Source organism: Pseudomonas sp. 9.2(2024) (assembly GCF_039695385.1).
GTDB classification, from domain to species: domain Bacteria; phylum Pseudomonadota; class Gammaproteobacteria; order Pseudomonadales; family Pseudomonadaceae; genus Aquipseudomonas; species Aquipseudomonas paraglycinae.
On the sequence record NZ_CP155585.1, the window covers coordinates 756,585 to 782,898 of the forward strand.

General features: G+C 61.0%; 20 protein-coding genes. 14 read left to right on the forward strand and 6 right to left on the reverse strand.

The genetic code is table 11. The features are described from left to right. Positions 1 to 107: 107 nt before the first annotated feature. Positions 108 to 521 (reverse strand): hypothetical protein, encoded by a 414-nt coding sequence (locus ABFB52_RS03370; RefSeq protein WP_129972307.1) that lies wholly within the window; start codon positions 519 to 521, stop codon positions 108 to 110. Between the two features lie 122 nt (positions 522 to 643). On the opposite strand from ABFB52_RS03370, the gene rlmJ reads away from it, so the two are divergent. Then, complete coding sequence (gene rlmJ / locus ABFB52_RS03375; RefSeq protein WP_085746455.1) at positions 644 to 1,483, forward strand: 23S rRNA (adenine(2030)-N(6))-methyltransferase RlmJ; 840 nt, start codon at positions 644 to 646, stop codon at positions 1,481 to 1,483. Between the two features lie 51 nt (positions 1,484 to 1,534). Here the strand turns inward: rlmJ and msrA are convergent, their stop codons facing one another. The 5 genes from msrA to aceE form a co-directional block, all read right to left on the reverse strand. Continuing rightward, positions 1,535 to 2,200 carry a peptide-methionine (S)-S-oxide reductase MsrA gene (gene msrA / locus ABFB52_RS03380; protein WP_074689601.1) on the reverse strand — a complete coding sequence of 222 codons (666 nt, stop codon included), beginning with the start codon at positions 2,198 to 2,200 and terminating at the stop codon, positions 1,535 to 1,537. A 105-nt stretch (positions 2,201 to 2,305) separates the two neighbouring features. Then, on the reverse strand, positions 2,306 to 5,002 hold the full coding sequence (locus tag ABFB52_RS03385; protein WP_129972308.1) for a GGDEF and EAL domain-containing protein: 2,697 nt from the start codon (positions 5,000 to 5,002) through the stop codon (positions 2,306 to 2,308). Between the two features lie 238 nt (positions 5,003 to 5,240). Next, on the reverse strand, positions 5,241 to 6,638 hold the full coding sequence (locus tag ABFB52_RS03390) for an alkaline phosphatase D family protein (protein ID WP_129972309.1): 1,398 nt from the start codon (positions 6,636 to 6,638) through the stop codon (positions 5,241 to 5,243). Between the two features lie 278 nt (positions 6,639 to 6,916). Beyond that, the gene (aceF, locus tag ABFB52_RS03395; protein WP_102686817.1) at positions 6,917 to 8,884 is read right to left on the reverse strand and encodes a dihydrolipoyllysine-residue acetyltransferase; all 1,968 of its coding nucleotides are present in this window, start codon (positions 8,882 to 8,884) and stop codon (positions 6,917 to 6,919) included. A gap of 11 nt (positions 8,885 to 8,895) precedes the next feature. Next, the gene (gene aceE, locus ABFB52_RS03400; protein ID WP_129972310.1) at positions 8,896 to 11,541 is read right to left on the reverse strand and encodes a pyruvate dehydrogenase (acetyl-transferring), homodimeric type; all 2,646 of its coding nucleotides are present in this window, start codon (positions 11,539 to 11,541) and stop codon (positions 8,896 to 8,898) included. Positions 11,542 to 11,803: 262 nt separating this feature from the next. On the opposite strand from aceE, the gene ABFB52_RS03405 reads away from it, so the two are divergent. The 13 genes from ABFB52_RS03405 to ABFB52_RS03465 all read left to right on the forward strand — a co-directional run bounded on the left by ABFB52_RS03405 (position 11,804) and on the right by ABFB52_RS03465 (position 26,310). Beyond that, complete coding sequence (locus ABFB52_RS03405; RefSeq protein ID WP_255261909.1) at positions 11,804 to 11,929, forward strand: hypothetical protein; 126 nt, start codon at positions 11,804 to 11,806, stop codon at positions 11,927 to 11,929. Continuing rightward, entirely contained in the window at positions 11,926 to 14,865 is a 2,940-nt protein-coding gene (gene glnE / locus ABFB52_RS03410; RefSeq protein WP_085746459.1) for a bifunctional [glutamate--ammonia ligase]-adenylyl-L-tyrosine phosphorylase/[glutamate--ammonia-ligase] adenylyltransferase, read from the forward strand. The genes ABFB52_RS03405 and glnE overlap by 4 nt, the downstream gene beginning before the upstream one ends. A gap of 50 nt (positions 14,866 to 14,915) precedes the next feature. After that, positions 14,916 to 15,950: a lipopolysaccharide heptosyltransferase II gene (gene waaF, locus ABFB52_RS03415; protein WP_129972312.1), complete on the forward strand. Its 1,035-nt coding sequence runs from the start codon at positions 14,916 to 14,918 to the stop codon at positions 15,948 to 15,950. A 1-nt stretch (position 15,951) separates the two neighbouring features. Beyond that, positions 15,952 to 17,013 carry a lipopolysaccharide heptosyltransferase I gene (gene waaC, locus ABFB52_RS03420; RefSeq protein ID WP_074689605.1) on the forward strand — a complete coding sequence of 354 codons (1,062 nt, stop codon included), beginning with the start codon at positions 15,952 to 15,954 and terminating at the stop codon, positions 17,011 to 17,013. Continuing rightward, positions 17,013 to 18,134 carry a glycosyltransferase family 4 protein gene (locus ABFB52_RS03425; RefSeq protein ID WP_129972313.1) on the forward strand — a complete coding sequence of 374 codons (1,122 nt, stop codon included), beginning with the start codon at positions 17,013 to 17,015 and terminating at the stop codon, positions 18,132 to 18,134. Before waaC ends, ABFB52_RS03425 begins: the two co-directional genes overlap by 1 nt. Beyond that, entirely contained in the window at positions 18,135 to 18,941 is an 807-nt protein-coding gene (rfaP, locus tag ABFB52_RS03430) for a lipopolysaccharide core heptose(I) kinase RfaP (protein WP_108559264.1), read from the forward strand. Continuing rightward, positions 18,941 to 19,675: a lipopolysaccharide kinase InaA family protein gene (locus ABFB52_RS03435; protein WP_085746463.1), complete on the forward strand. Its 735-nt coding sequence runs from the start codon at positions 18,941 to 18,943 to the stop codon at positions 19,673 to 19,675. The genes rfaP and ABFB52_RS03435 overlap by 1 nt, the downstream gene beginning before the upstream one ends. After that, the gene (locus tag ABFB52_RS03440; RefSeq protein ID WP_129972314.1) at positions 19,672 to 20,424 is read left to right on the forward strand and encodes a lipopolysaccharide kinase InaA family protein; all 753 of its coding nucleotides are present in this window, start codon (positions 19,672 to 19,674) and stop codon (positions 20,422 to 20,424) included. Before ABFB52_RS03435 ends, ABFB52_RS03440 begins: the two co-directional genes overlap by 4 nt. Continuing rightward, the gene (locus ABFB52_RS03445; RefSeq protein WP_129972315.1) at positions 20,424 to 21,875 is read left to right on the forward strand and encodes a lipopolysaccharide kinase InaA family protein; all 1,452 of its coding nucleotides are present in this window, start codon (positions 20,424 to 20,426) and stop codon (positions 21,873 to 21,875) included. The genes ABFB52_RS03440 and ABFB52_RS03445 overlap by 1 nt, the downstream gene beginning before the upstream one ends. Positions 21,876 to 22,034: 159 nt before the next feature. Beyond that, the gene (locus ABFB52_RS03450) at positions 22,035 to 22,370 is read left to right on the forward strand and encodes a YceK/YidQ family lipoprotein (protein ID WP_085746466.1); all 336 of its coding nucleotides are present in this window, start codon (positions 22,035 to 22,037) and stop codon (positions 22,368 to 22,370) included. A 172-nt stretch (positions 22,371 to 22,542) separates the two neighbouring features. Continuing rightward, complete coding sequence (locus ABFB52_RS03455; RefSeq protein WP_007952261.1) at positions 22,543 to 24,300, forward strand: carbamoyltransferase; 1,758 nt, start codon at positions 22,543 to 22,545, stop codon at positions 24,298 to 24,300. Then, positions 24,284 to 25,414, forward strand: a complete 1,131-nt coding sequence (locus ABFB52_RS03460; protein ID WP_085746467.1) for a glycosyltransferase — start codon at positions 24,284 to 24,286, stop codon at positions 25,412 to 25,414. Before ABFB52_RS03455 ends, ABFB52_RS03460 begins: the two co-directional genes overlap by 17 nt. Further along, positions 25,414 to 26,310 carry an antimicrobial resistance protein Mig-14 gene (locus ABFB52_RS03465; protein ID WP_085685299.1) on the forward strand — a complete coding sequence of 299 codons (897 nt, stop codon included), beginning with the start codon at positions 25,414 to 25,416 and terminating at the stop codon, positions 26,308 to 26,310. The genes ABFB52_RS03460 and ABFB52_RS03465 overlap by 1 nt, the downstream gene beginning before the upstream one ends. Positions 26,311 to 26,314 lie beyond the last annotated feature (4 nt).

A 26,314-nucleotide genomic window follows, 5' to 3' on the forward strand; every position in this document is an offset into this window, starting at 1 on the left:
GGGGGCTCTCACGGATGTACCCGACAGCTAGACTGCCCACTCGCCCCTTTCCAAAGGAACCTTCCAACATCCGTTTTGGAAAGATCATTTAGTCAGGCGAGAAGATTTCAGTTTTGCAGATACCGATCCTGCGACTTGATGAAAGCGTCAAATTCCGGGGAGTTATAAATTTCCAGACAAGAATAGAAAACTATGTTTTTACCAGTCTGTTTGCTGGTCGATGATTTTTTGAGGTATGCGTCTGCCATGTATTTCTCTGTCTCGGCATACGGATCATGCGTGACCTCCAGCGTGTCCTCATTCTGAACAATGGTGTGCAGGCCTTTGCCCATGAACGAGTAGGCTCCGGCGGACAGTCCGATGTCTTTTTCCAGTGCAGATTGTTCTTTGAATGGCGCCAGGATGCAGTAGCTCAAACCGTAGTTCTTCAGATTCTGGCGTGCCTGTTCGGTGTGTTCTTCGCCAGCGAAGGCGTGTAATGAGCCCGGCAGGCAAAGGAGGGCAATGATCCGGCAATACATGATTTTCAGACTTCCTGTCAGGTGGTTGCGGCCAGTGTAGCGCCGGGAACGCCCACTCAGCCCCCAACCCCTGACTTGCCGCCCGGTAAAAGGTAAACTTCACGGCCCTCGCAGGAGCAGCCATGAATTATCGTCACGCCTTCCATGCCGGCAATCACGCCGATGTGTTCAAACACCTGACCTTGACCCGCCTCATCGCCCTGATGTCGCGCAAGGAGCAGCCGTTTGCCTATCTCGACAGCCACGCCGGCATCGGTCTGTATGACCTGCAGGGTGATCAGGCCAACCGTACCGGCGAGTACCTGGAAGGCATCGCGCGGTTGTGGGATCAGCCGGATCTGCCGGCGCTGACCGCCGACTATATGAAGGTGCTGCACGAGATGAACCCGGACGGTCAGTTGCGTTATTACCCGGGTTCGCCGGAGCTGGCACGGCGTCTGACCCGACCGCAGGACCGGGTGATGCTCAACGAGAAGCACCCTGAAGACGGCGTGCAGCTCAAGGAGAACATGGCCGGCGATCGTCGGGTGAAAGTGCATCTGGGCGAGGGCTGGCATGTGGCCCGAGCGATGCTGCCGGTGCAGGAGAAACGCGCGGTGATGCTGATTGATCCGCCGTTCGAACAGCTCGATGAAATGCAGCGTTGTGCGGCGTCGATGAAAGAGGCCATTGGCCGGATGCGCCAGACCGTGGCTGCGATCTGGTATCCGGTGAAGGATCAGCGCGCATTGCGTCGTTTCTATCAGGATCTGGCCGGCACCGGTGCGCCGAAACTGCTGCGTGTGGAGCTGCTGGTGCATCCGCTGGACACGCCGAACAGCCTGAACGGTTCCGGCTTGGCGATTGCCAATCCGCCGTGGGGGCTGGAGGAAGAATTGCGTGAGCTGCTGCCGTGGCTGTCCAAAAAGCTTGGGCAAACCCAGGGTGGGTGGCAGATGGATTGGTTGATCGCCGAGAGCTGATCACTGACCGATCGTTCCCACGCGGAGCGTGGGAACGATCAGTGGTCGCGGTCAGTTACCCGCCAGACTCGGTGGCATGCAAACACCCGTGCCGCCAATCCCGCAGTAGCCTTCCGGATTTTTCGCCAGATACTGCTGGTGATAGGCCTCGGCGAAGTAAACGGTCGGCGCCTGTTCAATCTCGGTGCTGATTTCACCCAGACCCGCCTTCGACAGTTCGGCCTGATAAACAGCTTTGCTCTTCAACGCTGCCTCCAGTTGCTCCGGATGGGTCGCGTAGATCACCGAACGGTACTGGGTGCCGATGTCATTGCCCTGGCGCATGCCCTGCGTCGGGTTGTGCAATTCCCAGAACATCGCCAGCAGCTCTTCGTAGCTGACCTTGGCCTTGTCGAACACCACCAGCACCACTTCAGCGTGGCCGGTCAGGCCCGAGCAGACTTCTTCGTAGGTCGGGTTCGGCGTGTAACCGCCGGCGTAACCGACCACGGTGCTGACCACGCCTTCACGCTGCCAGAAGCGGCGCTCGGCACCCCAGAAGCAGCCCAGGCCGAAAATCGCGAAGTCGACGTCCTGAAAGAACGGGCCCAGCAACGGCGTTTCGGTGAAAACAAAGTGTTTTTCAGGCAGGGCCATCGGGGTTTCGCGGCCAGGCAGAGCTTGTTCTTTAGTCGGTAGCACGTTTTTGTTCACCAGAATTTCCGAGCGCAGAACCATGATCGTTCCTCTCAGTCAGGATGGGATGTAAAAAGTCTGACCGCCAGTGTGCCCAATGATGCCCCGTTAATCACTAGGCAAAATGTGCGGGTACTGTCTTGGGATTTACAGGCAGAGCGGGCCGCGCGGATAGCGCTTGAGCGCCTGGATCAGCTCGGCGCCCGGAATCGGCCGGTCGAACAGGTAGCCCTGGCCGACGTCGCAGCGGTGGCGACGCAGGAACGCCAGTTGCTCGGCAGTCTCGATGCCTTCGGCGACGACCTTGAGTTTCAGGTTGTGGGCCATGGCGATCACGGCGGAGGTGATTTCCATATCGTCCTGGTTGTCCGGGATTTCATGGATGAAGCTGCGATCGATCTTGATGATGTCGATCGGGAATTTTTTCAGGTAGCTGAGCGACGAGTAACCGGTGCCGAAGTCGTCCATCGCCAAGGTCAGGCCCAGGCGCTTGAGCTGGTCGAGCTGCAAGTGGGTGTCTTCGGTCGCTTCCAGCAGCAGGCCTTCGGTCAGTTCCAGCTCCAGCAGATTGGCCGGCAGCGCTTCTTCCTTGAGGATGTTGGCGATGGAGGCCACCAGATCCGGGTCGGAGAACTGCTTGGGCGAAAGGTTGATCGCCACTTGCAGATTGCCCATGCCGGCAGCAGTCAGAGCCTTGCTCATGCGACAGGCCTGACGGGCGATCCACTTGCCGATCGGAATGATCAGGCCGGTTTCCTCGGCGACGCTGATGAACTGGTCCGGGCGAATCATGCCGCGCTCCGGGTGGTTCCAGCGCAGCAATGCTTCCATGCCGAGCAGGCGACCGCTGCGCAGGCACAGCTTCGGCTGATAGAACACGTCCAGCTCGTTCTGGGTCAGGGCCCGGCGCAGGTTGTTCTCGACGAACAGTTTGTAGCTGGCCTCGGCGTTCAGCGCTTCGGTGAACACCTGGACCTGATGTTTGCCGTTGGCCTTGGCCTTGTGCAGAGCGAGGCCGGCGTTGCGCATCAGGGTCTGCGGGTCGCGGCCGTGCAGTGGCGCGCAGGCCAGGCCCACGGAGCCAGTGACGCTGATCAACTGGTTGTCGACGAACATCGGTTTATCCAGCGTCGCCAGCAATTGGTTGGCGATCTGCTGCCCGGTGGCAAGGTCTGTGTCGTCGAGCAACACTGCGAACTCGTTACTGGCGAACCGCGCCAGACTGCCGCTCGGGCTCAGGCTGTTACGCAGGCGCCGGGCCAGGCTGATCAACAGTTTGTCGCCGGTCTGGTGGCCGAGGCTGTCGTTGATCCGCTTGAAGTTGTCGATGTCCACCAGCAGCAGGCTGATCGGGGTATCGCTATCCCGGGCGAAGCGTTCATCCAGATTGCGGATAAATGCAGGCCGGTTGCCGAGGTTGGTCAGGTTGTCGGTGTAGGCCAGGCGCTCGATGCGCTGCTGCGCCAGTTTGGTCTGGGTGATGTCTTCGTAGATGCCGATGTAGTGCGTCAGTTCACGGTTGTCGCCGTAGACCTTGGAGATCGACAACTGGCCCCAGTAGGGTTCGAGGTTCTTGCGGCGGCTCTTGAATTCGCCCTGCCAGCTGTTGCTCTTGGCCAGCGCCGACGGCGCGTCGAACAGCAGCTCGCTTAAGTTTTCCAGGGCTGGCAATTCCGAGAGGCGCTGGCCGTGGACTTCCTCGGTGGTGTACTGGGTGATCGCGGTGAAGCTCGGGTTGACGTACTCGACCACGCCGTCGCAGTTGACCAGCAAAAAGGCGTTGGCGCTTTGCTCGACCGCACGCTGGAACAGGTGCAGCGCGCTGGTGGCGGTGCGGCGGTTGTGATTGTTGATGACCTGGGCGAACTGGTCGGCCAGTTCACCGGCAAAAGCGATTTCGTCGGACTGCCAGGCGCGGGTGACGCCGGTCTGCTCCAGGCACAGCACGCCGACCACTTGGCCGTCGACGCGGATGCTGGCGTCGAGCATGGCGTTGACGTCACGCGGGCGCAGGGCTTCGGCCATTTCCCGGGTACGCGGGTCGCGCATCGCGTTGTGCGCGTCGATGGCGCGGCTGCCGTGCAACGCGTCCATGTAATCGGGGAAGCCGCTGACGTCGATGACCTCCGGCAGGATGTATTCCTGGGTGGCGCGGTGGTACGCCGAGATCGGCACCAGCTTCTGGCCTTCAAGGTTCCACAGACTGGCGCAGTCGATTTCGTAGATATCGCAGGCGCAGCGGGTAATCAGTTCGGCGGCTTCTTGCAGGGAGTTCTGGCTGCTGTAACGCTGGCGGGCCAGCAGCAGGATCAGATCCTGCTGGGCGCGCACCCGCTCCAGATGTTGCAGCTGTTCCTGCTGGGCACGCTGATTGAGCTCAAGGGCGATTTGCAGGCGCGAGTTCTGGGTTTCCAGGTCGACGGACGGCAGCGCTGGTGCTTCGTCGAACACATTGTCGACCGCCAGCAGGTAACCGCGCAGCAAGTGGCGGTTGTGCTGTTTGTAGGCTTCACCAAGTTCGAGAATGCTCAGCGCGCCGGCGGCCGTGTGCAGGGTGTAGCGCACCAGATAATGCGGGCTGTCGCCGAGTTGTTGCTGGATCGCATCGTGCAGCTGATAGCGCGCTTCGGGCTCCATCAGGCTGGCGTAGGGCGAGCCGACCAGGGCGCAGAGTTCGACGGCGGGCTGGCCGAACTGGCGTTCACAGTTGGGATCGAGAAACAGCATCGCCCAGCTGGCTTCATTCAGGCGCTCGAAACGCAGCATGCCGAGCCGCGAGGGCACAGGCAACTGCGTCACTACCTCGGCCACCATACGGCTGGCGGCATCGGGTTGGCTCTTCATGAAGGGAACTCGCTTGGAAATTTGCTGAACGCGCCGGGCTCTCGCCCTCTTTACTGTTGCCTGCGGCAAGGTTGCATCATTGCGGCACCGACTGACAAGAGACATGAAGGCCAAGTGCTATAAGAATATGTCGGCTGCACTGAACATTTCTCCAGCACTTGCCGGAAACTAATGCTATTAAGCGCGGAGACGGCCGTTCCAGAGCCTTCGGGTATCCGGAACGGCCGTGCCGCTGGATTCATCGCAGCGGAATATCGATGGATTGCAGGTGCCTGCCATCTCGATCGTGATAGTTGACCTGAATCCGTCCTGCCTCGACCACCATGTGCGCAAAGTTGTCCTGACTGATGACCTCGCTGGTCAGTTCGTGCCGGTATTCGCCTGCCTCGGTCTGTGCCAGCGGCTGGTCGAGCGTAAAAGTCGCGGCGGTGGCGTAGGGCAGCAGTTTGCTGTTGCTCAGCGGCGAGGACACGACGGTGTGCACTTCGAAGTCCGGGTCTTCGCTGTGAGTCAGGCGACAGGTCAGCGAGCCATGCACATCGCCGGAAATGAACACGACGTTTCTGAGCCGATGTTGGCGAATGGTTTCCAGCAGGCGCAGGCGCTGTTCGGGGAAGCCCGCCCAGGCATCATCGCCGTTGATTTTGCGGTCGGGGTAGAACATGACGCTGGTGACCACGAACTTGACCCGTGCCGGGCTCTTCACCAGCCAATTGCACAAGGCTTGTTCCTGTTCTTCATCGAGGATGCGGCGGTTCTCGGCCGACAAGTTGCGGCGAGTTCGACTGTCCGTTACAAACCATTCGATATCGCCGTCGCTGAATTGATACCAGTAGTGTTTCAGTGAAGTACGGTCGATTGTGCCGTTAGTTGTTGCGGAGTAAGCCGGGCTATGACTGACTTGATAGAGTTCGTAAGCCTTCATCGCATTGCTGAACAGTATTTCATCGGACTCGTTGGCGTTCATTGGCCAGTTATCTTCTATTTCATGATCATCTAGAATCATGTAAGTCGAAGTCTCCGACATCAGTCGTCGAATATTGGGCAGGGAAAACGCCGTACGATACTTTGCGATGAACTCTTCATAGTCGCGATCCGGTGCGAACAGGTTCAAATCATCAGCGTAGATTTGATCGCCACACATCATGATGGCGCTGATCGCCGGTTGTGCGCCTTCGATCAATTGACTGATCGACGCGAAAATCCGGTCGCCCAGATGCGGAAGAACCGGGATGCCGGCGGTCATGCGCAAGTAGCGGCAGGAACCGAGGATATAAGCGCGCGGCTGCAAGGGCTGATGGCTGCGGGTGCGCAGGCGATACGTTTCCCGTGGCCATTGCAGCGGTAACTCCGCCACGCTATCCACACTGTGAACGGGACTCATCGGGCTGAACCAGCCGGTCTGGTATTCGTAGTCGGTGTCGGCCTGCAAATGATCGAGCACCAGCACTTCAGTCATGTCGCGGGTTGAATCCAGTTTTACAAACTGGCCCGTCTGCCATTGTTTCGAATCCAATATCCGATAGCGAATACCGGCAAATACGGCAGCGTTATGCTGCAGTCCGCCGCGAATAAAGATCCGCACCTGATTAGTTGTCGTGTAGCCAATGATCGGGCCGACAGTAGGTTTCAGCATGTTCGAGTCCATTCGAATAAATGTTGGTGATTGATAAAGTTACCCGGCTGGTTGGTGCAACTTTGATGCGCCAAGGTTAGTTGCCTGTTGCTGAAAAATATCGACAGGAAGTGGACTCGAGTCGTGGCTTATATCAGCGCAAGTTGTGGGAAAAGTTCGGGCGACAGTTATTTCAGGCAAAAAAAAGCCCCGCCAAACTGACGGGGTTGAGGTACGAGCGTGTGGCGCTCGAAAACGTGGAGCACGATCGGCCCTCCGTTGCCGGAGGGCCGAGCGCTTTACAGCAGGATGGTGCGGATGTCCGCCAGCAGGTCGCTCAGACGCTTGGTGAAGCGTGCAGCAGCGGCGCCGTTGATCACACGGTGATCGTAGGACAGCGACAGTGGCAGCATCAGTTTCGGCTGGAAGGCTTTGCCGTCCCAGACTGGCTGGATGGTTGCCTTGGAAACACCGAGGATCGCCACTTCCGGCGCGTTGACGATTGGCGTGAAGCCGGTGCCGCCAATGTGGCCGAGGCTGGAAATGGTGAAGCAGGCGCCTTGCATCTCGTCCGACGAGAGCTTCTTGGTCCGGGCTTTTTCAGCCAGGGAAGCGGCCTCGGCGGCCAGTTGCAGCAGGCTCTTCTGGTCGACGTTCTTGATGACCGGTACGAGCAGGCCATCCGGGGTGTCGACGGCGAAGCCGATGTTCACGTATTTCTTGCGGATGATCGCCTTGCCGCTTGGTGCCAGCGAGCTGTTGAAGTCCGGCAGTTCCTTGAGCAGGTGCGCGCAGGACTTGAGCAGCAGCGGCAGGATGGTCAGCTTGACGCCGGCCTTCTCTGCGACAGCTTTCTGTGCGGTGCGGAACGCTTCCAGCTCGGTGATATCCGCCGAGTCGAATTGCGTTACGTGCGGCACGTTCAGCCAGCTGCGGTGCAGGTTGGCAGCACCGACCTGCATCAGGCGGGTCATCGGCACTTCTTCGATTTCGCCGAAACGGCTGAAGTCGACGACCGGAATCGGCGGGATGCCCGCGCCACCGGTTGCGCCAGCGGCAGCGGCCGGTGCTTCCTTGGCCTTCTGCATCATGGCTTTGACGTAAACCTGCACGTCTTCTTTCAGGATGCGACCGTGCGGACCGCTGGCGCCGACAGCGCTCAGCTCGACGCCGAATTCGCGAGCCAGTTGACGCACGGCAGGGCCGGCGTGAACTTTGGCGCCTGGCTTGGCTGGCGCAGCAACCGGAGCGGCAGCAGCAGGTGCAGCGGCAGCCGGAGCAGCAGCAGCGGCCGGCGCCGGAGCGCTCGGAGCAGCAGCGGCAGCTGGAGCCGGGGCAGCAGCTGGAGCGGCACCTTTGACTTTCAGCTTGAGGATCAGGTCGCCGGTGCCGACTTCGTCGTCCAGCTTGATGGAAACGCTTTCCACCACGCCAGCGGCAGGCGACGGGATTTCCATGCTCGCCTTGTCGGATTCCAGGGTGATCAGCGACTGGTCGGCTTCAACGCTGTCGCCAGCCTTGACCAGCACTTCGATGATCTTGGCCTTGCCGGCCGAACCGATGTCCGGAACGTGGATGTCCTGAACGCTGTCGGCAACCGGTGCAGCTGGCGCGGCGGCCGGTGCTGGTGCAGCCGCAGCGGCTGGAGCAGCAGCCTGGGCCGGAGCGGCAGCAGCAGGGGCCGCAGCACCCGCCACTTCCAGATCCAGGATCAGGTCGCCGGTGCCGACTTCGTCGTTCAACTTGACGCTGATGGCCTTGACCACGCCAGCGGCAGGCGACGGGATTTCCATGCTCGCCTTGTCGGATTCCAGGGTGATCAGCGACTGATCAGCCTCGACGGTGTCGCCGACCTTGACCTGGATCTCGATGATCTGGGCCTTGCCCGACGAACCGATGTCCGGCACGTGCACTTGCTGAACCGAAGCGGCAGCAGGGGCAGCAGCTGGAGCAGCCGGTGCAGGAGCGGCTGCCGGTGCAGCTTCAGCCTTGGCGGCAGGCGCAGCAGCCGGAGCAGGGGCCGCAGCTGCGGCACCCTCGACTTCCAGTTCCAGCAGTTCGTCGCCTTCTTTCAGGCGATCGCCCAGCTTCACTTTCAGGCTCTTGATGACGCCGGCTTTCGGGGCCGGCACTTCCATGCTGGCCTTGTCCGATTCCAGGGTCAGGATGCTCTGGTCGGCTTCGATACGGTCGCCGACCTTCACAAACAGTTCGATTACTTCACCTTCACCGCTGCCGATGTCAGGTACGCGAATGAGTTCGCTCACAGAGTTTCTCCTCAGCAGTCCAGTGGGTTGCGTTTTTCCGGGTCGATGCCGAACTGGGTAATGGCCTCGGCCACGACTTTAGGTTCGATATCACCACGGTCAGCCAGTGCTTCCAGGGCTGCCAACACCACGAAATGACGGTCGACTTCGAAGAAATGACGCAGTTTCTTGCGGCTGTCGCTGCGGCCGAAACCGTCGGTGCCCAGGACTTTGAATTCCTTGGACGGTACCCACTGACGGATCTGCTCGGCGAACAGTTTCATGTAGTCGGTAGACGCGATGACCGGACCCTTACGGCCGCTCAGGCATTCTTCGACGTAGCTGCGCTTAGGCTTCTGGCCAGGTTTCAGACGGTTGCTGCGCTCTACGGCCAGGCCGTCGCGACGCAGTTCGTTGAAGCTGGTGACGCTCCACACATCGGCGCCGATGTTGAACTCTTCACGCAGGATCTTCGCCGCTTCACGGACTTCACGCAGGATGGTGCCGGAGCCCATCAGCTGTACGTGGTGCGCCGCGTCGCGGGTGTCTTCTTCGAGCAGGTACATGCCTTTCTTGATGCCTTCTTCGGCACCGGCCGGCATGGCTGGCTGCTGGTAGGACTCGTTCATCACGGTGATGTAATAGAAGATGTCCTGTTGCTCTTCGGTCATCTTCTTCATGCCGTCCTGAATGATCACCGCCAGCTCGTAGCCGTAGGTCGGATCGTAGGTGCGGCAGTTCGGGATGGTGGCAGCCAGCAGGTGGCTGTGACCGTCTTCGTGCTGCAGGCCTTCACCGTTCAGGGTGGTACGGCCGGCGGTGCCGCCGATCAGGAAGCCACGGGTACGGCTGTCGCCAGCGGCCCATGCCAGATCGCCGATACGCTGGAAGCCGAACATCGAGTAGAAGATGTAGAACGGCAGCATTGGCTGGTTGTGGCTGGAGTACGAAGTACCGGCCGCGATGAAGGAGCTCATGGCGCCTGCTTCGTTGATGCCTTCTTCAAGGATCTGACCTTTCTGGTCTTCCTTGTAGAACATCACCTGGTCTTTATCGACTGGCTCGTAGAGCTGGCCGACGGACGAGTAGATGCCCAGCTGACGGAACATGCCTTCCATACCGAAGGTACGGGCTTCGTCCGGGATGATCGGAACGATGCGCGGGCCGATTTCCTTGTCCTTGACCAGTTGCGCGAGGATCCGCACGAACGCCATGGTGGTGGAAATTTCACGGTCGCCGGAACCGTCGAGGATCGCCTTGAGGGTGTCCAGATCCGGAGTCGGTACGCTGAAGCTCTGTGCACGACGCTGAGGCACGAAACCGCCCAGTGCGGCACGACGCTCGGCCAGGTAACGGGCTTCGGCGCTGTTTGGCTCAGGCTTGAAGAACGGCAGGTTTTCCAGCTCTTCGTCTTTCACCGGGATGTCGAAGCGGTCGCGGAACAGCTTCAGGCTGTCGACGTCGACTTTCTTGGTGTTGTGCGCGGTGTTCTTCGCTTCGCCCGCACCGGTACCGTAACCCTTGATGGTCTTGGCCAGGATGACGGTCGGTTGTTCTTTGTGGTTGACCGCTTCGTGGTACGCCGCGTAGACCTTGTACGGGTCGTGGCCGCCACGGTTGAGTTTCCAGATCTCGTCGTCGGACAGATCAGCAACCATCGCCTTGAGTTCTGGCGTGTTGAAGAAGTGTTCACGAACGAACGCGCCGTCTTTGGCTTTGTAGTTCTGGTACTCGCCGTCGATGACTTCGTCCATGCGACGTTGCAGGATGCCGTCGACGTCTTTTGCCAGCAGTGGATCCCAGAAACGGCCCCAGATAACTTTGGTCACGTTCCACTGAGCACCGCGGAACACGCCTTCGAGTTCCTGGATGATCTTGCCGTTGCCGCGAACCGGGCCGTCGAGGCGCTGCAGGTTGCAGTTGATGACGAAGATCAGGTTGTCCAGCTTCTCGCGGCCGGCCAGGGAAATGGCGCCCAGGGATTCCGGTTCGTCGCACTCGCCGTCGCCCAGGAAGCACCAGACTTTCTGTTTGCCCGGCTGGATGAAACCGCGGTGTTCCAGGTACTTCATGAAGCGAGCCTGGTAGATCGCCTGGATCGGGCCCAGACCCATCGAAACGGTCGGGAACTGCCAGAAGTCAGGCATCAGCCAAGGGTGCGGGTAGGACGACAGGCCCTGACCGTCGACTTCCTGGCGGAAGTTGTTCATCTGGTCTTCGGTGATGCGGCCTTCCATGAATGCACGGGCGTAAACGCCTGGCGAGGTGTGGCCCTGGAAGTAGATCAGGTCGCCGCCGTGTTCGTCGGTCGGGGCCTGGAAGAAGTAGTTGAAGCCGATGTCGTACAGGGTCGCACTGGAAGCGAAGCTGGAGATGTGACCACCCAGGTCAGAATCTTTCAGGTTCGTACGCATTACCATGGCCATCGCGTTCCAGCGTACCAGCGAGCGAATGCGGCGTTCCATGAACAGGTCGCCAGGCATGCGTGCTTCGTGGGTAACGGGGATCGTGTTGCGGTAAGGCGTGGTGATGGCGTAAGGGAGCTGCGAACCGCTGCGGGTCGCCAGTTCACCCATACGGGTCATCAGATAGTGAGCACGGTCTTCGCCTTCTTTGTCGAGAACCGATTCCAGGGCGTCCAGCCATTCCTGGGTTTCGACGGGATCGAGGTCTTGCATGGCTTGCTCCAGGGCGGAAAGGCTTCCAGAATCGGTTGCCTGAGTTTGCGACTGGCCTTGTGGGCAGACGATTTAAAATTCTTGGATTGCCGACAGGTTGTTCCGGCGGCGTGTAGTTTTACTACAAATCATCCGGCATTTCAGCCTTTCGAATGTATAGACGAGTAGTAAAACTACAGATGAAAGGCTTGTGGCCTCCGACTGCGTTGTGAGAATAATCGTTAAGGTTGGTCTTTAGCCATCCGAAAAAGGTGAAAGTTTGATGCTGGCTGCCAAAGAAAAAGAAATTTCAGCTATTTCTCACTTTTGTTCGACAGTCCTTCGCGTAGCGGTTTTTCAATCATCACTACAAGCGGCCATTTACACGCCGATCAAGGATAGACCATGACCCTGCCCGCGCTTGCCGAACTGCCCGCCATTCTCCTGCCGTTGGTCAGCCGATCGGAGCAGTCGTTCCGTGCGGCCGTCGCCGGACTTGAAGATGATCTTGGCTTCTCCACCTGGACGCCGGAACGCTGGGCGCAGTTCGCCCGCGTCAGCGCCGCCAGCGATTTCGTCATTGAACAGAGCGTTCGTGACCCTTTGATGTTGTTGTCGCTGGTGCAGTCCGGTGAGCTGGACCGGCCGTTCGCCAAAGGTGAGTTGTGCGCGCAGATCGCCGCCGCCGTCAGCCTCGCCCAGACCGAAGATGAACTGGGCCGAGCCCTGCGTCGCCAGCGCACCCGGCATCAGGTGCGGATCATCTGGCGCGACCTCAACCGCCAGGCCGATCTGGTGCAGACCTGCCGCGATCTCTCGGACATGGCCGACGCCAGCATCGATCAGGCCTATCAATGGTTGTACCGCCGCCATTGCGACCAGTTCGGCACACCGACCGGCCGGCGCAGCGGCGAACCGCAGCAGATGGTCATCCTCGGCATGGGCAAGCTTGGCGCGGTCGAGTTGAACCTGTCCTCGGACATCGATCTGATCTTCGCCTACCCCGAGGGCGGCGAAACCGTCGGCGTGAAGCGCCCGCTGGATAACCAGGAATTCTTCATTCGTCTCGGCCAGCGTCTGATCAAGGCACTCGACCCGATCACCGTCGACGGTTTTGTATTCCGCGTCGACATGCGCCTGCGCCCGTACGGCTCGTCCGGCGCGCTGGTGCTGAGCTTCAATGCGCTGGAGCAGTATTACCAGGATCAGGGCCGCGACTGGGAACGCTACGCGATGATCAAGTCGCGGGTGGTGGCCGGCGATCAGGTGGCGGGCGAGCAGTTGCAGGAAATGCTGCGACCGTTCGTTTACCGGCGCTATCTGGACTTCTCGGCGATCGAAGCGCTGCGCACCATGAAGCAACTGATCCAGCAGGAAGTGCGGCGCAAGGGCATGGCCGACAACATCAAGCTGGGCTCCGGCGGTATCCGCGAAGTCGAGTTCATCGCCCAGGCCTTTCAACTGATTCACGGCGGCCGCGACCTGAGTCTGCAGCAGCGCCCTCTATTAAAGGTGTTGAGCACGCTTGAAGGGCAGGGCTATCTGCCGCCAGCGGTGATCAGCGAACTGCGCGAAGGTTACGAATTCCTGCGTTACACCGAACACGCGATCCAGGCGATTGCTGACCGTCAGACCCAGATGCTGCCGGACAGCGCTCAGGATCAGGCGCGAATCGCGTTCATGCTCGGTTTCGCCGACTGGGAAGCGTTCCACGAGAAGCTGATGTTCTGGCGCGGCCGGGTGGCTTGGCACTTTGCGCAAGTGATCGCCGATCCGGATGAGGACGAAGGCGTCGAGAGCGAAGTGGTGGTCGGCGGTGAATGGCTGCCGCTGTGGGAGGAGGCTCAAGACGAAGAAGCGGCCTGTCGCCAGCTGGAGGAGGGCGGTTTCGCCGACGCGACCAAGGCCCTGAAGGCACTGGCGAGCCTGCGCGCCAGTCCGCAGTTGCGGGCGATGCAGCGTCTGGGGCGCGAGCGTCTCGATGCCTTTATTCCGCGCCTGCTCGCCCAGGCGGTGGAGCATGAAAATCCCGATCTGGTGCTCGAGCGGGTGTTGCCGCTGGTCGAAGCGGTAGCCCGGCGCTCGGCTTATTTGGTGCTGCTGACGGAAAACCCCGGCGCGCTGCGGCGTTTGCTGACGCTGTGCGCCGCCAGTCCGTGGATCGCCGAGCAGATCACCCGCTTCCCGTTGCTGCTTGATGAATTGCTCAACGAAGGCCGGCTGTTCAAGCCGCCGCTGGCACCGGAACTGGCCGCCGAGTTGCGCGAGCGCCTGACGCGGATCCCGGAAGACGACCTCGAACAACAGATGGAAGCGCTGCGTCATTTCAAACTGGCGCACCGCTTGCGCGTCGCCGCCTCGGAAATCGCCGGCAGCCTGCCGTTGATGAAAGTCAGCGATTACCTGACCTGGCTGGCCGAAGCGATTCTTGAGCAAGTGCTGGCCCTGGCCTGGCGCCAGACCGTGGCCAAATACGGCACGCCGCTGCGCACCGACGGCACGCTGTGCGATCCCGGCTTCATCATTGTCGGTTACGGGAAAGTCGGCGGGATCGAGTTGGGGCATGGTTCGGATCTGGACCTGGTGTTCATCCACGATGGCGATCAGCAGGCCGAAACCGATGGCCCGAAACCCATCGATGGCACGCAGTTCTTCACCCGGCTCGGCCAGCGGATCATTCACTTGCTGACGGCGCAGACCAACTCCGGTCAGCTGTACGAAGTGGACATGCGCCTGCGTCCTTCCGGAGCATCCGGGCTGTTGGTCAGTTCGCTCGGCGCGTTTGCGCGCTATCAGGAAAATGAAGCCTGGACCTGGGAACATCAGGCGCTGGTGCGGGCGCGGGTGCTGGTGGGCAGCAAGGATGTCGGCCAGGCGTTCGAGAACGTCCGGGCCCAAGTGCTGGGCAAAGTGCGGGATCTGGCGAAACTGCAACAGGAAGTGAGCGAGATGCGCGCCAAGATGCGCGACAACCTCGGCAGCAAGAGCACTGCCGCCGGTACCGGGGCGAATGCCTTCGAGGCCACGGCGCCGTTCGACCTCAAGCAGGACGCCGGAGGTATCGTCGATATTGAATTTATGGTGCAATACGCGGCTCTGGCGTGGTCGCAGACCCACCCGCCGTTGCTGCGCTGGACGGACAATATCCGCATTCTGGAAGAGCTGGAGCACGAAGGGCTGATGCCGGCCGAAGACGCCAGCCTGTTGCGCGAGGCCTACAAGGCCTATCGTTCCGCCGCCCACCGGCAGGCCTTGCAGAAGGACGCCGGGGTGATACCGGGCGATCAGTTCGCAGACGAACGGCGGCAGGTGATGCGGATCTGGCGTGAGCTGGGGCTAAGCTGATTCTCGAGCGGGGAGGCGTAAAGCCTCCCCGGTTCGTTTATGGAAACCACATGAATATTCTGATCGTTGGGCCCAGTTGGGTCGGTGACATGGTGATGGCGCAGACACTGTTTCAGTGTCTCAAGCAGCGCCACCCGCAGTGCGAAATCGACGTGCTGGCCCCCGAGTGGAGCCGGCCGATCCTCGAACGCATGCCCGAAGTGCGCAAGGCCTTGAGCTTCCCGCTCGGCCACGGCGCGCTGGAGCTGGCGACCCGTCGGCGGATCGGCAAATCCCTGGCCGGCCAGTACGACCAGGCGATCCTGTTGCCGAACTCGCTGAAGTCGGCGCTGGTGCCGTTCTTCGCCGGCATCCCGAAACGCACCGGCTGGCGCGGCGAATTCCGCTACGGCCTGCTCAATGACGTGCGCACGCTGGATAAAGAATGTTATCCGCTGATGATCGAGCGTTTCATGGCGCTGGCCTACGAGCCGAACGCCGAGTTGCCGAAACCTTATCCGCGCCCGAGCCTGCAGATCGATCCGGTGACACGCGAGGCCGCATTGGCCAAGTTCGGTCTGACCCTCGATCGCCCGGTGCTGGTGCTGTGCCCCGGCGCCGAATTCGGTGAGGCCAAACGCTGGCCGTCGGAGCATTACGCCAAGGTCGCCGAGGCGCGCATCCGCGAAGGCTGGCAGGTCTGGCTGTTCGGCTCGAAGAACGATCACGCGGTCGGCGAAGACATTCGCGCGCGGCTGATTCCGGGCCTGCGTGAAGAGTCCGTGAACCTCAGTGGCGGCACCTCGCTGGCCGAGGCCATCGACCTGATGTCCTGCGCCGATTCGGTGGTCTCCAACGATTCCGGCCTGATGCACGTGGCCGCTGCGCTGAATCGCCCGTTGGTGGCGGTCTACGGTTCGACCTCGCCGGGTTTCACCCCGCCGTTGGCCGAGCACGTGGAAATCGTCCGTCTGGGCCTCGATTGCAGCCCTTGCTTCGACCGCACCTGCCGTTTTGGCCATTACAACTGCCTGCGCCAGCTGATGCCGGACGCGGTCAACGATGCCTTGCAGCGCTTGCAGGGCTCTGTGGTCGAGGTTCATTAACTTGCGGGTATTGCTGATCAAGACTTCATCGCTGGGCGACGTGATTCACGCGTTGCCGGCGCTGACCGACGCCGCCCGGGCGATTCCCGGGATCAAGTTCGACTGGGTGGTGGAAGAAGGCTTCGCCGAGATTCCGACCTGGCACCCGGCCGTAGGCAAAGTGATTCCGGTGGCGATCCGCCGCTGGCGCAAGAACATCTGGAAAACCATCACCAGCGGCGAGTGGAAACGCTTCAAGCAATCCGTTCGGGCGAACAAATATGACCTGGTGATCGACGCTCAAGGCCTGCTGAAAAGCGCCTGGCTGACCCGCTACGTCAAAGCGCCGGTGGCCGGTCTTGACAAGGGCTCGGCCCGCGAGCCGATCGCCGCGCGCTTTTATGACCGCAAACTGGCGGTGGCCCGTGGGCAGCACGCTGTCGAGCGTGTGCGCCAGTTGTTCGCTATCGCCTTGGGCTATGACTTGCCCAAAGGTCTGGGCGATTACGGCCTCAATGTCGAGCGTCTGGTCGAGTTGCCGCGCAAGAATGCCTACGTGGTGTTCCTCCACGGCACCACTTGGGACACCAAACACTGGCCGGAAGCCTACTGGCGCGAGCTGACCGAGCGGGTCGGTTACCTCGGCGTCGGGATCAAGCTGCCGTGGGGCAACCCGCTGGAGAAAGCCCGGGCCGAGCGCATCGCCGCCGGTTTCAAACACGCCGAAGTGCTGCCGAAGCTGAACCTGGCCGGGGTCGGCAAGGTGCTCGCCGGCGCCCAGGCCTGCGTCGCGGTGGACACCGGTCTCGGCCATCTGGCTGCGGCACTGGATGTGCCGACGATTTCCCTGTTCGGCCCGACCAATCCGGGCCTGACCGGCGCCTACGGCAAGCTGCAGATTCACCTCGGCAGCGATTTCCCTTGCGCGCCGTGCCTGCAAAAGAAATGTACCTATCAACCGACCGCGCAGGATGCCCGTCAGTTTGACCTGAAACGCGAGTGGCCCCTGTGCTTCACGCGTCTGAATCCCGAGCGTGTTGCCAGCCGACTGAGCACGTTGTTGATGGCTGAGGAGCTGCGCTGATGCAATTGGCTTTTGTCCTGTACAAATATTTTCCGTTCGGCGGTTTGCAGCGCGACTTCATGCGCATCGCCCTCGAATGCCAGAAGCGCGGGCACCAGATCCGCGTCTACACCCTGATCTGGGAAGGCGACGTGCCGCCCGGTTTCGAAGTGCTGGTGGCGCCGGTCAAGGCGTTCTTCAATCACCGGCGCAACGAAAAGCTCAGCGCGTGGATGGAAGCGGACCTGGCCAGGCGCCCGGTGGATCGCCTGATCGGCTTCAACAAGATGCCGGGGCTGGACGTCTACTACGCCGCCGACGGCTGCTTCGAAGACAAGGCGCAGAACCTGCGCCATTCGCTGTATCGCCGCTGGGGCCGCTACCGCCACTTCGCCGAATACGAGCGTGCGGTGTTCGCCAAAGACGCGAAGACCGAAGTGCTGATGATTTCCGAAGTGCAGCAGCCGCTGTTCATCAAGTATTACGACACGCCACTTGAGCGCTTCCACCTGCTGCCGCCTGGCATCGCCCAGGATCGCCGCCGTCCTGCGGATGCCGACCAGATTCGCGCCGGTTTCCGCGCCGAATTCAATCTGAAGGACGACGAACTGCTGCTGGTGCAGATCGGTTCCGGGTTCAAGACCAAGGGTGTCGATCGCAGCCTGAAAGCGCTGGCCGCATTGCCCGCCGAGCTGAAGAAACGCACCCGGCTGTTTGTAATCGGCCAGGATGACCCCAAATTGTTCCAGATGCAGAGTGCGACGCTGGGCCTGGGCGACAACGTGACGTTCCTCAAGGGGCGCAGTGATATCCCGCGTTTCCTGCTCGGCGCCGATCTGCTGATCCACCCGGCGTACAACGAAAACACCGGCACGGTGCTGCTTGAGGCGCTGGTCGCCGGGTTGCCGGTGCTGGTCAGCGCGGTCTGCGGTTACGCCCATTACATCGCCGAGGCCGACGCCGGGCGAGTGCTGGACGAGCCGTTCGATCAGGCGCAACTGACGCAATACCTGACTGACATGTTGAACGACGACGCTGCACGGGCGGCCTGGAGCCGCAACGGTCTGGCCTTCGCCGAGACGGCCGACCTCTACAGCATGCCGCAGCACGCGGCCGATGTGATTCTGGCGGAGCACGCTTAAATGAAGTTGATGCTGGCTGAACCGTTCAAGAGCCTGTGGGCCGGACGCGATCCGTTCGCCGAGGTCGAGGGCTTGCAGGGCGAGGTGTACCGCGAGCTGGAAGCCCGCCGGACGTTACGCACGGAAGTCGACGGCAATGGCTTTTTCGTCAAGATCCACCGGGGCATCGGTTGGGGCGAGATCTTCAAGAACCTGCTGACCGCCAAGCTGCCGGTGCTCGGTGCGGGTCAGGAATGGAAGGCAATCCAGCGTCTGCAGGAAGTCGGCGTGCCGACCATGACCGCCGTCGCGTACGGCGAGAAGGGCAGCAACCCGGCGGATCAGCATTCGTTCATCGTCACCGAAGAGCTGGCGCCGACCATCAGTCTCGAAGACTTCAGCATCGACTGGGTCAAGCAACCGCCGCAGCCGAAACTCAAGCGGGCGCTGATCGCCGAGGTCGCGCGCATGACCGGCATGATGCACCGCGCCGGGGTCAACCACCGCGACTGCTACATCTGCCACTTCCTGCTGCATACCGACAAACCGGTGACCCCGGAGGATTTCAAACTCTCGGTGATCGATCTGCACCGCGCCCAGACCCGCCCGGCGATCACCCAGCGCTGGCGCAACAAGGATCTGGCGGCGCTGTACTTTTCCGCGCTGGATATCGGCCTGACCCGCCGCGACAAGCTGCGTTTCCTCAAAGGCTACTTCCAGCAACCGCTGCGCCAGATCCTGGCCGAAGAAGCGCCGTTGCTGAGCTGGCTCGAAGGCAAGGCCAACAAACTCTATGCGCGCAAACAGCGTTACGGGGATGCGCTCTGATGGCGGGTTGGAATCTGGAGCCTGAGTACAGTGAACTTGCGCAGCATTTCGGTAGCCTCGAAGCGGTATTTGCCCTTCAGGGCGAGCGCCTGACTCGCGATCCATTGTCCGAAGTCATTCGCGTGCAGCTCAATGGCGTCAACTATTACGTCAAGCGCTACAGCGGTGCCGGCAAGGGTCTGCGGCGTTATCTGGGCAAACCCCGGGTGAAGATGGAATGGCAGAACCTCAAGCGCTTCGCCAAGTGGGGCATTCCCACCGCTGAAGTGGTGGCGTGGGGTCTGGAGCGCAACGGCATGGCCTACGATCGCGGGGCGATGATCACCCGTGAGCTGCCGCGCACCGAAGACCTGTCGGCACTGGCCGAACGCAACGATCCCAAGCTCAAGGATCGCGCCTGGGTCGACGGCGTCAGCCGGCAACTGGCCGGTTACACGCGTGTCATGCACGACCATCGCTTCACTCATAACGATCTGAAGTGGCGCAACCTGCTGATCGACGATCAGGCGCAGCTGTTTCTGATCGATTGCCCGAACGGCGATTTCTGGCGCGGCTTCTGGCTCAAGTACCGGATCACCAAGGATCTGGCCTGTCTCGACAAGGTGGCCAAGTATCACCTGTCGAACACCCAGCGCCTGCGCTTTTACCTGCAATATCGCCGACGTGAACGGCTCAATGCCGCCGACAAGCAACGGATTCGCCACGTGGTGAGATTTTTCGAGGGACGCGAATGACTGATTTTCTGGCCGCTGAAGATCGTGCGCTGCTGGAGCGCCACGGTCTCGGCACGTTCGATGCGCTGTGGTCCAAGCAACTCGACGCCGTGGATGAGCCCAACACCGATGGCGGCGGCTGGAGCAGCGTGTTTCGTCTGGAGCTGGAAGGGCATGGCTATTACCTCAAGCGCCAGTGCAATTACCTGACTCGCACCTTGCATGCGCCATTCGGCGAGCCGACCTTCGCCCGGGAATTTCGCAATATCAGTCGTTACAACAAGCTGGGCATTCCGGCGTTGCAGGCGGCGTTCTTCGGTGAGCGCAAGGTCAACGGTGAAGTCCGTGCGATCCTGCTGACCCGCGCGCTGGAGGGCTGGGATGATCTCGATTCGCTGTTGCAGCGCTGGTCGGATCTCGATTCCGCGCAGCAGTCGGCGATTCTCAAGGCTTGCGGCCTGTTGGCGCGTCATCTGCACGGTATGCGTCAGGTGCACGGCTGCTTTTATCCAAAACACATTTTCCTGCGCGCCGAGAGCGATGGCTATCAGGCGCAGTTGATCGACCTGGAAAAGACCCGCCCGTTGCTGTTCGGCATGCGTGACCGGGTCAAGGATCTGGAACCGCTGCTGCGCCGTGCGCCGGAGTGGAGCGAGGCGCAATTGCGTGAGCTGCTGGCGGCGTATCTCGATCAATCGACGGACAGTTCGCTGGTCGACAGCTGGATCACGCGGCTGACCGCGCGGCGCAGTCGCAAGGAGACCCGCTGATGCAGTTGTCCGACTTGAAAAATGCCGGGCGCACGCCGAGTCTGCCGTTGACGGTTTCGCTCGCGGATGCGGCGGGCGTTGCCGATTTGCAGTTGCTCAGTCTGCTGCGGGTGTTGCCGGGGCAGCGTTACGTCGGTGCCGGTGTGTGGCGCGGGCGTCCGGTGCTGGCCAAATTGCTGGTCGGTAGCAAGGCAGCGCGGCATTTTCAGCGTGAGCTGGAGGGCGTGAAACTGCTCGCCGCCCAGGGCATGACCACGCCGTTGTTGCTGGCCGACGGCCTGAAGGACGGCGAGGGTGGCTGGCTGCTGTTCGAGCTCCTCAAAGGCGCCGAAAGCCTCGGCGATGCCTGGAACAAGGTCGAATCCTTGCCGGTGCTGGCCGACGAACAATCGGCGGTGCTGGCCGAAGCGCTTGGCGCCATCGGTCAATTGCACGGCAAAGGCCTGTGGCAGGAAGACCTGCACCTGGACAACCTGCTGCGCCACGGCGGTCAGCTGTATCTGATCGATGGCGCAGGTATCTGTGCGGAAAACGCCGGCCAGCCGTTGTCCCGGCAGAAAGTGTTGGAAAACCTCGGAGTGTTCTTCGCCCAGTTGCCCAAGTCGCTCGAGCCGTTCACCGAAGAGTTGTTGGTGTATTACCTGCTGAGCAACAGCGAACACGCGCTGCCGCTGGAAGCCTTGCAAAAGCAGATCGACAAGGTGCGCGCCTGGCGCTTGAAGGATTACCTGATCAAGGTCGGTCGTGAGTGCACGCTGTTCAGCGTCAAGCGCGGCGCGTTCGGTCTGCGCTCGATTCGTCGTGAGGAAGAGCCCGCGATGTTGCCGGTGCTGGAGCAGGCCGATGCCTTGCTCGATCAGGGCCATCTGTACAAGACCGGCGGCGCGGCCAGTGTCGGCAAGGTCGAGGTTGCCGGGCGTGCGCTGGTGATCAAGCGTTACAACATCAAGAATTTTGCCCATTGGCTCAAGCGCTTCTGGCGTCCAAGCCGCGCCTGGCATTCCTGGCGCGAAGGCAATCGTCTGGCCTTCCTCGGCATCGCCACGCCAAAACCGTTGGCGGTGCTGGAAACCCGTTTTCTCTGGCTGCGCAGCAAGGCCTATCTGATCACCGAACATCTGGCCGGGCCGGACATCATCGAGCGCTTTGCGCCGTACGTTGAAAGCGGTGCGGCGCCGGAAAGCGAGTTGCAGGCGCTGGATCAGCTGTTTGCGCGGTTGATCGCCGAACGCATCAGCCATGGCGACTTCAAGGGGCATAACCTGTTCTGGCAGGAAGATCGCTGGGCGCTGATAGATCTGGATTCGATGTGTCAGCACGGCTCGTTGGGCAGCTTCGCTCCGGCCTATGCCCGGGATCGTGCGCGCTTCATGCGCAACTGGCCTGAGAGCAGCGCGCTGTATCAGGTGATTGATCAGCGGTTGCCCAAAGATGTAGCGGGCACCGCGTGATTGTTTTCGCCAGCGCGTAAGACATTTCTGCAGTTGGATCCGGGTGAGGCATGTGGCGACAAATCCTTGTGACTTGTCCTACGGCCTTCCCGGAACCCATGAACTGCCCCTCGCAAAACCCCGATGCTAGTTTGCCCCGACGTTCCCGGAGGGCAAATCTTGAGCATCAAAAACGCTATCACTATCGGCGCATTTTCCCTGGCACTGTCCGGCTGCGGCACCGCCGTTACGGTGCTGCAGGACGATGAAGACGCCACGCGCGGCCTGCGTAAACAGAAGACCTACTGTCAGTCGATTCCGCGTATCTACAGCGGACTCGCCCACGATTTCTGCCTGCTGCACGCGCCGCCCGATCCTACCGGCATTCTGGTGCCGGTTGTCCTGCTCGATCTGACCCTGTCCGGTGTGTTCGATACGGCTTTTCTGCCGTACACGATCTATCGCCAGACGGTGGACGGGAATATCAGTGTTTATTGGCGACCAGGCCGTGGATAGGCCGATGGACAAGGGTTCAGTAGGTTGAACGACATGGGGCAATTCGCACAGGGTCATTCCCGCCACGTTTACGCTATAATCCCGCCCTTTAGCTGTCTCTCGCCCGGTGCGAGGGCACATCATTTTTCAAGGCGCATCGCGCCTGAATGCAGACTAAAGAGGCTAGACCCCTGTGGCATTGACGATTCTTGGCCTGTCCGGCGCCCTTAGCCATGATCCTTCAGCAGCCCTGTACATCGACGGCAAGCTGGTCGCGGCGGCTGAGGAAGAGCGCTTCGTACGCGATAAACATGCAAAGAACCGCATGCCCTACGAATCGGCGAAGTTCTGCCTGGAGCAGGCAGGCATCAAGCCGTCCGACGTTGACGTGGTCGCGATTCCGTTCGCCCCGATCAGCATTTTCGGCAAGGCTCGCTGGCAGTACGCCAAGCGTTACTGGTACGCCCCGGACCGCGCACTCGACGCGATCCTGATGGGCAACCGTCGCTACAAGCGCTATCGCAACAAGATTGTCTGGTGCCTGGAGCAACTGGGCTTCGATCCGAAGAAAATCAAGATCGAACCGGTTGAACACCACCTGGCCCACGCTTCCAGCGCCTATCACTGCTCGGGTTTCAAAGAGAAAACCGCGATCCTCGGCATCGACGGCAAGGGCGAGTACGCCACGACCTTCTTCGGTTACGGCGAAAACGGCAAGATCCACAAGATCAAGGAATTCTTCGATCCGGACTCCCTCGGCGGCCTGTACGGTGCGATCACCGAGTTCCTCGGTTTCGACATGCTGGACGGCGAGTTCAAGGTCATGGGCATGGCGCCGTACGGCGACGCCAGCAAATACGATTTCTCGCGCCTGGCTTCGTTCGAGAACGGCGAGCTGGTGATCAACACCGACTACGCCAACGTGATCGGCTTGCGTCGCTATAAAGAGAAGGGCAAGGGTTACTACTTCTCGCCGAAGCTGATCGAGTGGCTGGGTCCGAAGCGCGAAGGCGACATCGCCGACGAGCCGTACATCCACTACGCCGCCAGCATCCAGGCACTGTTCGAAAAAATCGCGCTGCAGATGATCGACTACTACCTGGGCGACGTGCTCAAGGAAACCGGCAAGCTGGCCTACGCCGGCGGCTGTGCGTTGAACGTCAAGCTCAACCAGAAAATCATCGCCCGCGACGACGTCAAGGAACTGTTCGTACAGCCTGCCTCCGGCGATGCCGGCACTGCAGTCGGCGCAGCGGCCTATGTGTCCAACGCCCGTGGCGTGCCGGTCGAGAAGATGGAACACGTCTACCTCGGCCCGTCGTACAGCAATGAAGACGTGATCGCCGCGTGCGCCCGTCACGAGAACAAGCCGACCTGGCGCAAGCTCGACAACATGCCGGAGCAGATCGCCAAAATCATGGTCGATGGCAACCCGGTGGCCTGGTTCCAGGGCCGCATGGAGTTCGGTCCGCGCGCACTGGGTGGTCGTTCGATCATCGGTTGCCCGAGCGTGGCTGGCGTGGCTGACCGCATCAACCACCAGATCAAGTTCCGCGAGCGCTGGAGGCCTTTCTGCCCGTCGATGCTCGACACCGTTGCGCCACAGATGATCAAGATCGATCACCCGGCGCCGTTCATGACCTTCACCTTCGAAGTGGCTGAAGAGTGGAAGACACGCGTGCCGGAAGTCGTCCACGAAGACGGTACTTCCCGGGCCCAGGTGCTCAAGCGCGAATACAACCCGCGCTACTACGACATGATGAAGGCGCTGGAAGTGCTGACCGGCAACGGCGTGTCCCTGAACACTTCGCTCAACCGCCGTGGTGAACCGATGATCTGCTCGCCGACCGACGCCCTGAACATGTTCTTCGGCTCGGATCTGCAATACCTGATCATGGAAGACATCCTGGTGGTCAAAGAAGGCGCAAACGCTTATGACACGCTCGGCTGAACGCCATGTGCTGCAGTTCTGTCACGGCTATGACGGGCCGTTCCTCGACTGCGCACGGCAATACGCCAGCCTGTTTGCGGGCACCGGTTATCGGGTCACCACGGTCTTTCTGACCGGGGCCGCCGATAGCGAGGTGGCCGCAGCCTGCGCCTCCGATGAAGTGTTGTTCATGGAATACAGCTCCAAGGCCATTCGTGGCCTGAAGCTGGGCGCCATCGGCGATCTGCGCAAGATCGCCGCTTCACGCAATTTCAGTTTCTGCATCGCCCATCGCTTCAAGCCGATCTACATCGCCTTGCTCGGCACTTCGCTGCCGGTGATTGGCGTGCATCACGCGTTTGGCGATTACAAACGCGGCTCGCGCAAACTCTTTGCGCAGATTTTCCGCAAGCGTCTGAGCCTGCTCGGCGTGTCCGATGCAGTGCGCGACGACATGCGCCGTTGCCTGCCGAAATGGCCGGCGGCGCGCATCCAGACCCTCTACAACCGCATCGATGTCTCGGCGTTGCAGATGAGTCAGGTGTCGGCCCGTGAAGCCCGCGAGACCCTCGGTCTGTCAGCGGATGCGTTCATTGTCGGCAACGTCGGTCGTCTGCACCCGGACAAGGATCAGGCCACGCTGCTGCACGGTTTTGCTGCGGCATTGCCCGGTCTGCCGGCCAACAGCCAACTGGTGATTCTCGGCAAAGGGCGTCTGGAACAAGACCTCAAGGAACTGGCCCGTGAACTGGGCATCGGTGATCGCGTGTTGTTCCTCGGCCAGGTGCCGGACGCGCGCAATTATTTCCGCGCATTCGATGTGTTTGCCTTGAGCTCCGACCACGAACCGTTTGGCATGGTGCTGCTGGAGGCCATGGCCGCCGGCGTGCCGTTGCTGGCCACGGCGTGTGGCGGGGCGAAGGAAGTGGTCGAAGGCGTGGGCATTCTGTTCCCGCTGGGTGACGCCGAGCATCTGGCCCAGGGTCTGAAACATCTGGCCGGCATGGACGAGCAGCAGCGTCGTCAATGCGCCGAAATGATGGTCGATCGTCTGCGCGAGCGCTTCTCCGACCGAGCTGTACGCGACACCTTCTGGCATTTGCCGCAAGTTACCGATCTGGCACCGAGGGGCTGATGCTCAACCGATTTCAAGGCTGGCGCGAACGTGGCTGGTCGCCCGTTGACGCCTCAACTTATGCACAGGCCTGGCAGCGTTTCGGCGGCAGCGTCGCGACTCATCCCATGGTGGTCGAGCGTCTGGCGGATCTGGCCGGCATCCCGGTGCGTTATCTGGCCTGGGAGCAGCAGGGCGACGTCAAAGCCGCGATCCCGACCTGGGGCCGCGACCTGGCCTTGTCCAAGGACGTGCTCAAGCGCAACGGCAAGAAAGGCTTGTTCGACCTCGGCAACGCCGAGCTGATCCTGCCGGCCGCCGTCGATGCCCAGGCCCCGCTGCGCCATCGCGGACGCTACCTGTCGGCGCTCAACGAAAACCGCTTCAGCGGCCTCAAGTTGCAGACCGAACAACTGGCCATGGCCCGTACCCCCGAAGAACTGTCGAAGAAGTTTCGCTACAACCAGCGCCGTGAACTGCGCCTGCTGGAAGAGGCGGGCGGTGTGGTGCGGCCGGTCAGCGACTTCTCGAGTGCGGAACTGGCAGCAATCTACTGCGACTTGTTTCAGCGTCGCTGGGGTTTTCCGGCCACTGGCGCGGCACGCATGGCCGAAGTCATCGAATTGCTGCGCGAATTGTTGATCGGCTCGGTGATCTTCCTCAACGACGCGCCGATTGCCATTCAACTGGTGTATCGCGTTGAAGCCCCGGAATGGATCAGCGTCGAGTACATCAACGGCGGCGTCGACCCCGAAACCCGCGAATTCAGCCCCGGCAGCGTCCTGAGTTTCCTCAATACGCAAAGTGCCTGGGAGCATGCGCGGGCACTGGACAAGCCGCTGCGCTTTTCCTTCGGTCGTGCCGACCGTGAATACAAGGATCGCTGGTGCAATCCTGTGCCGGTCTTCACCGTATGAGTCA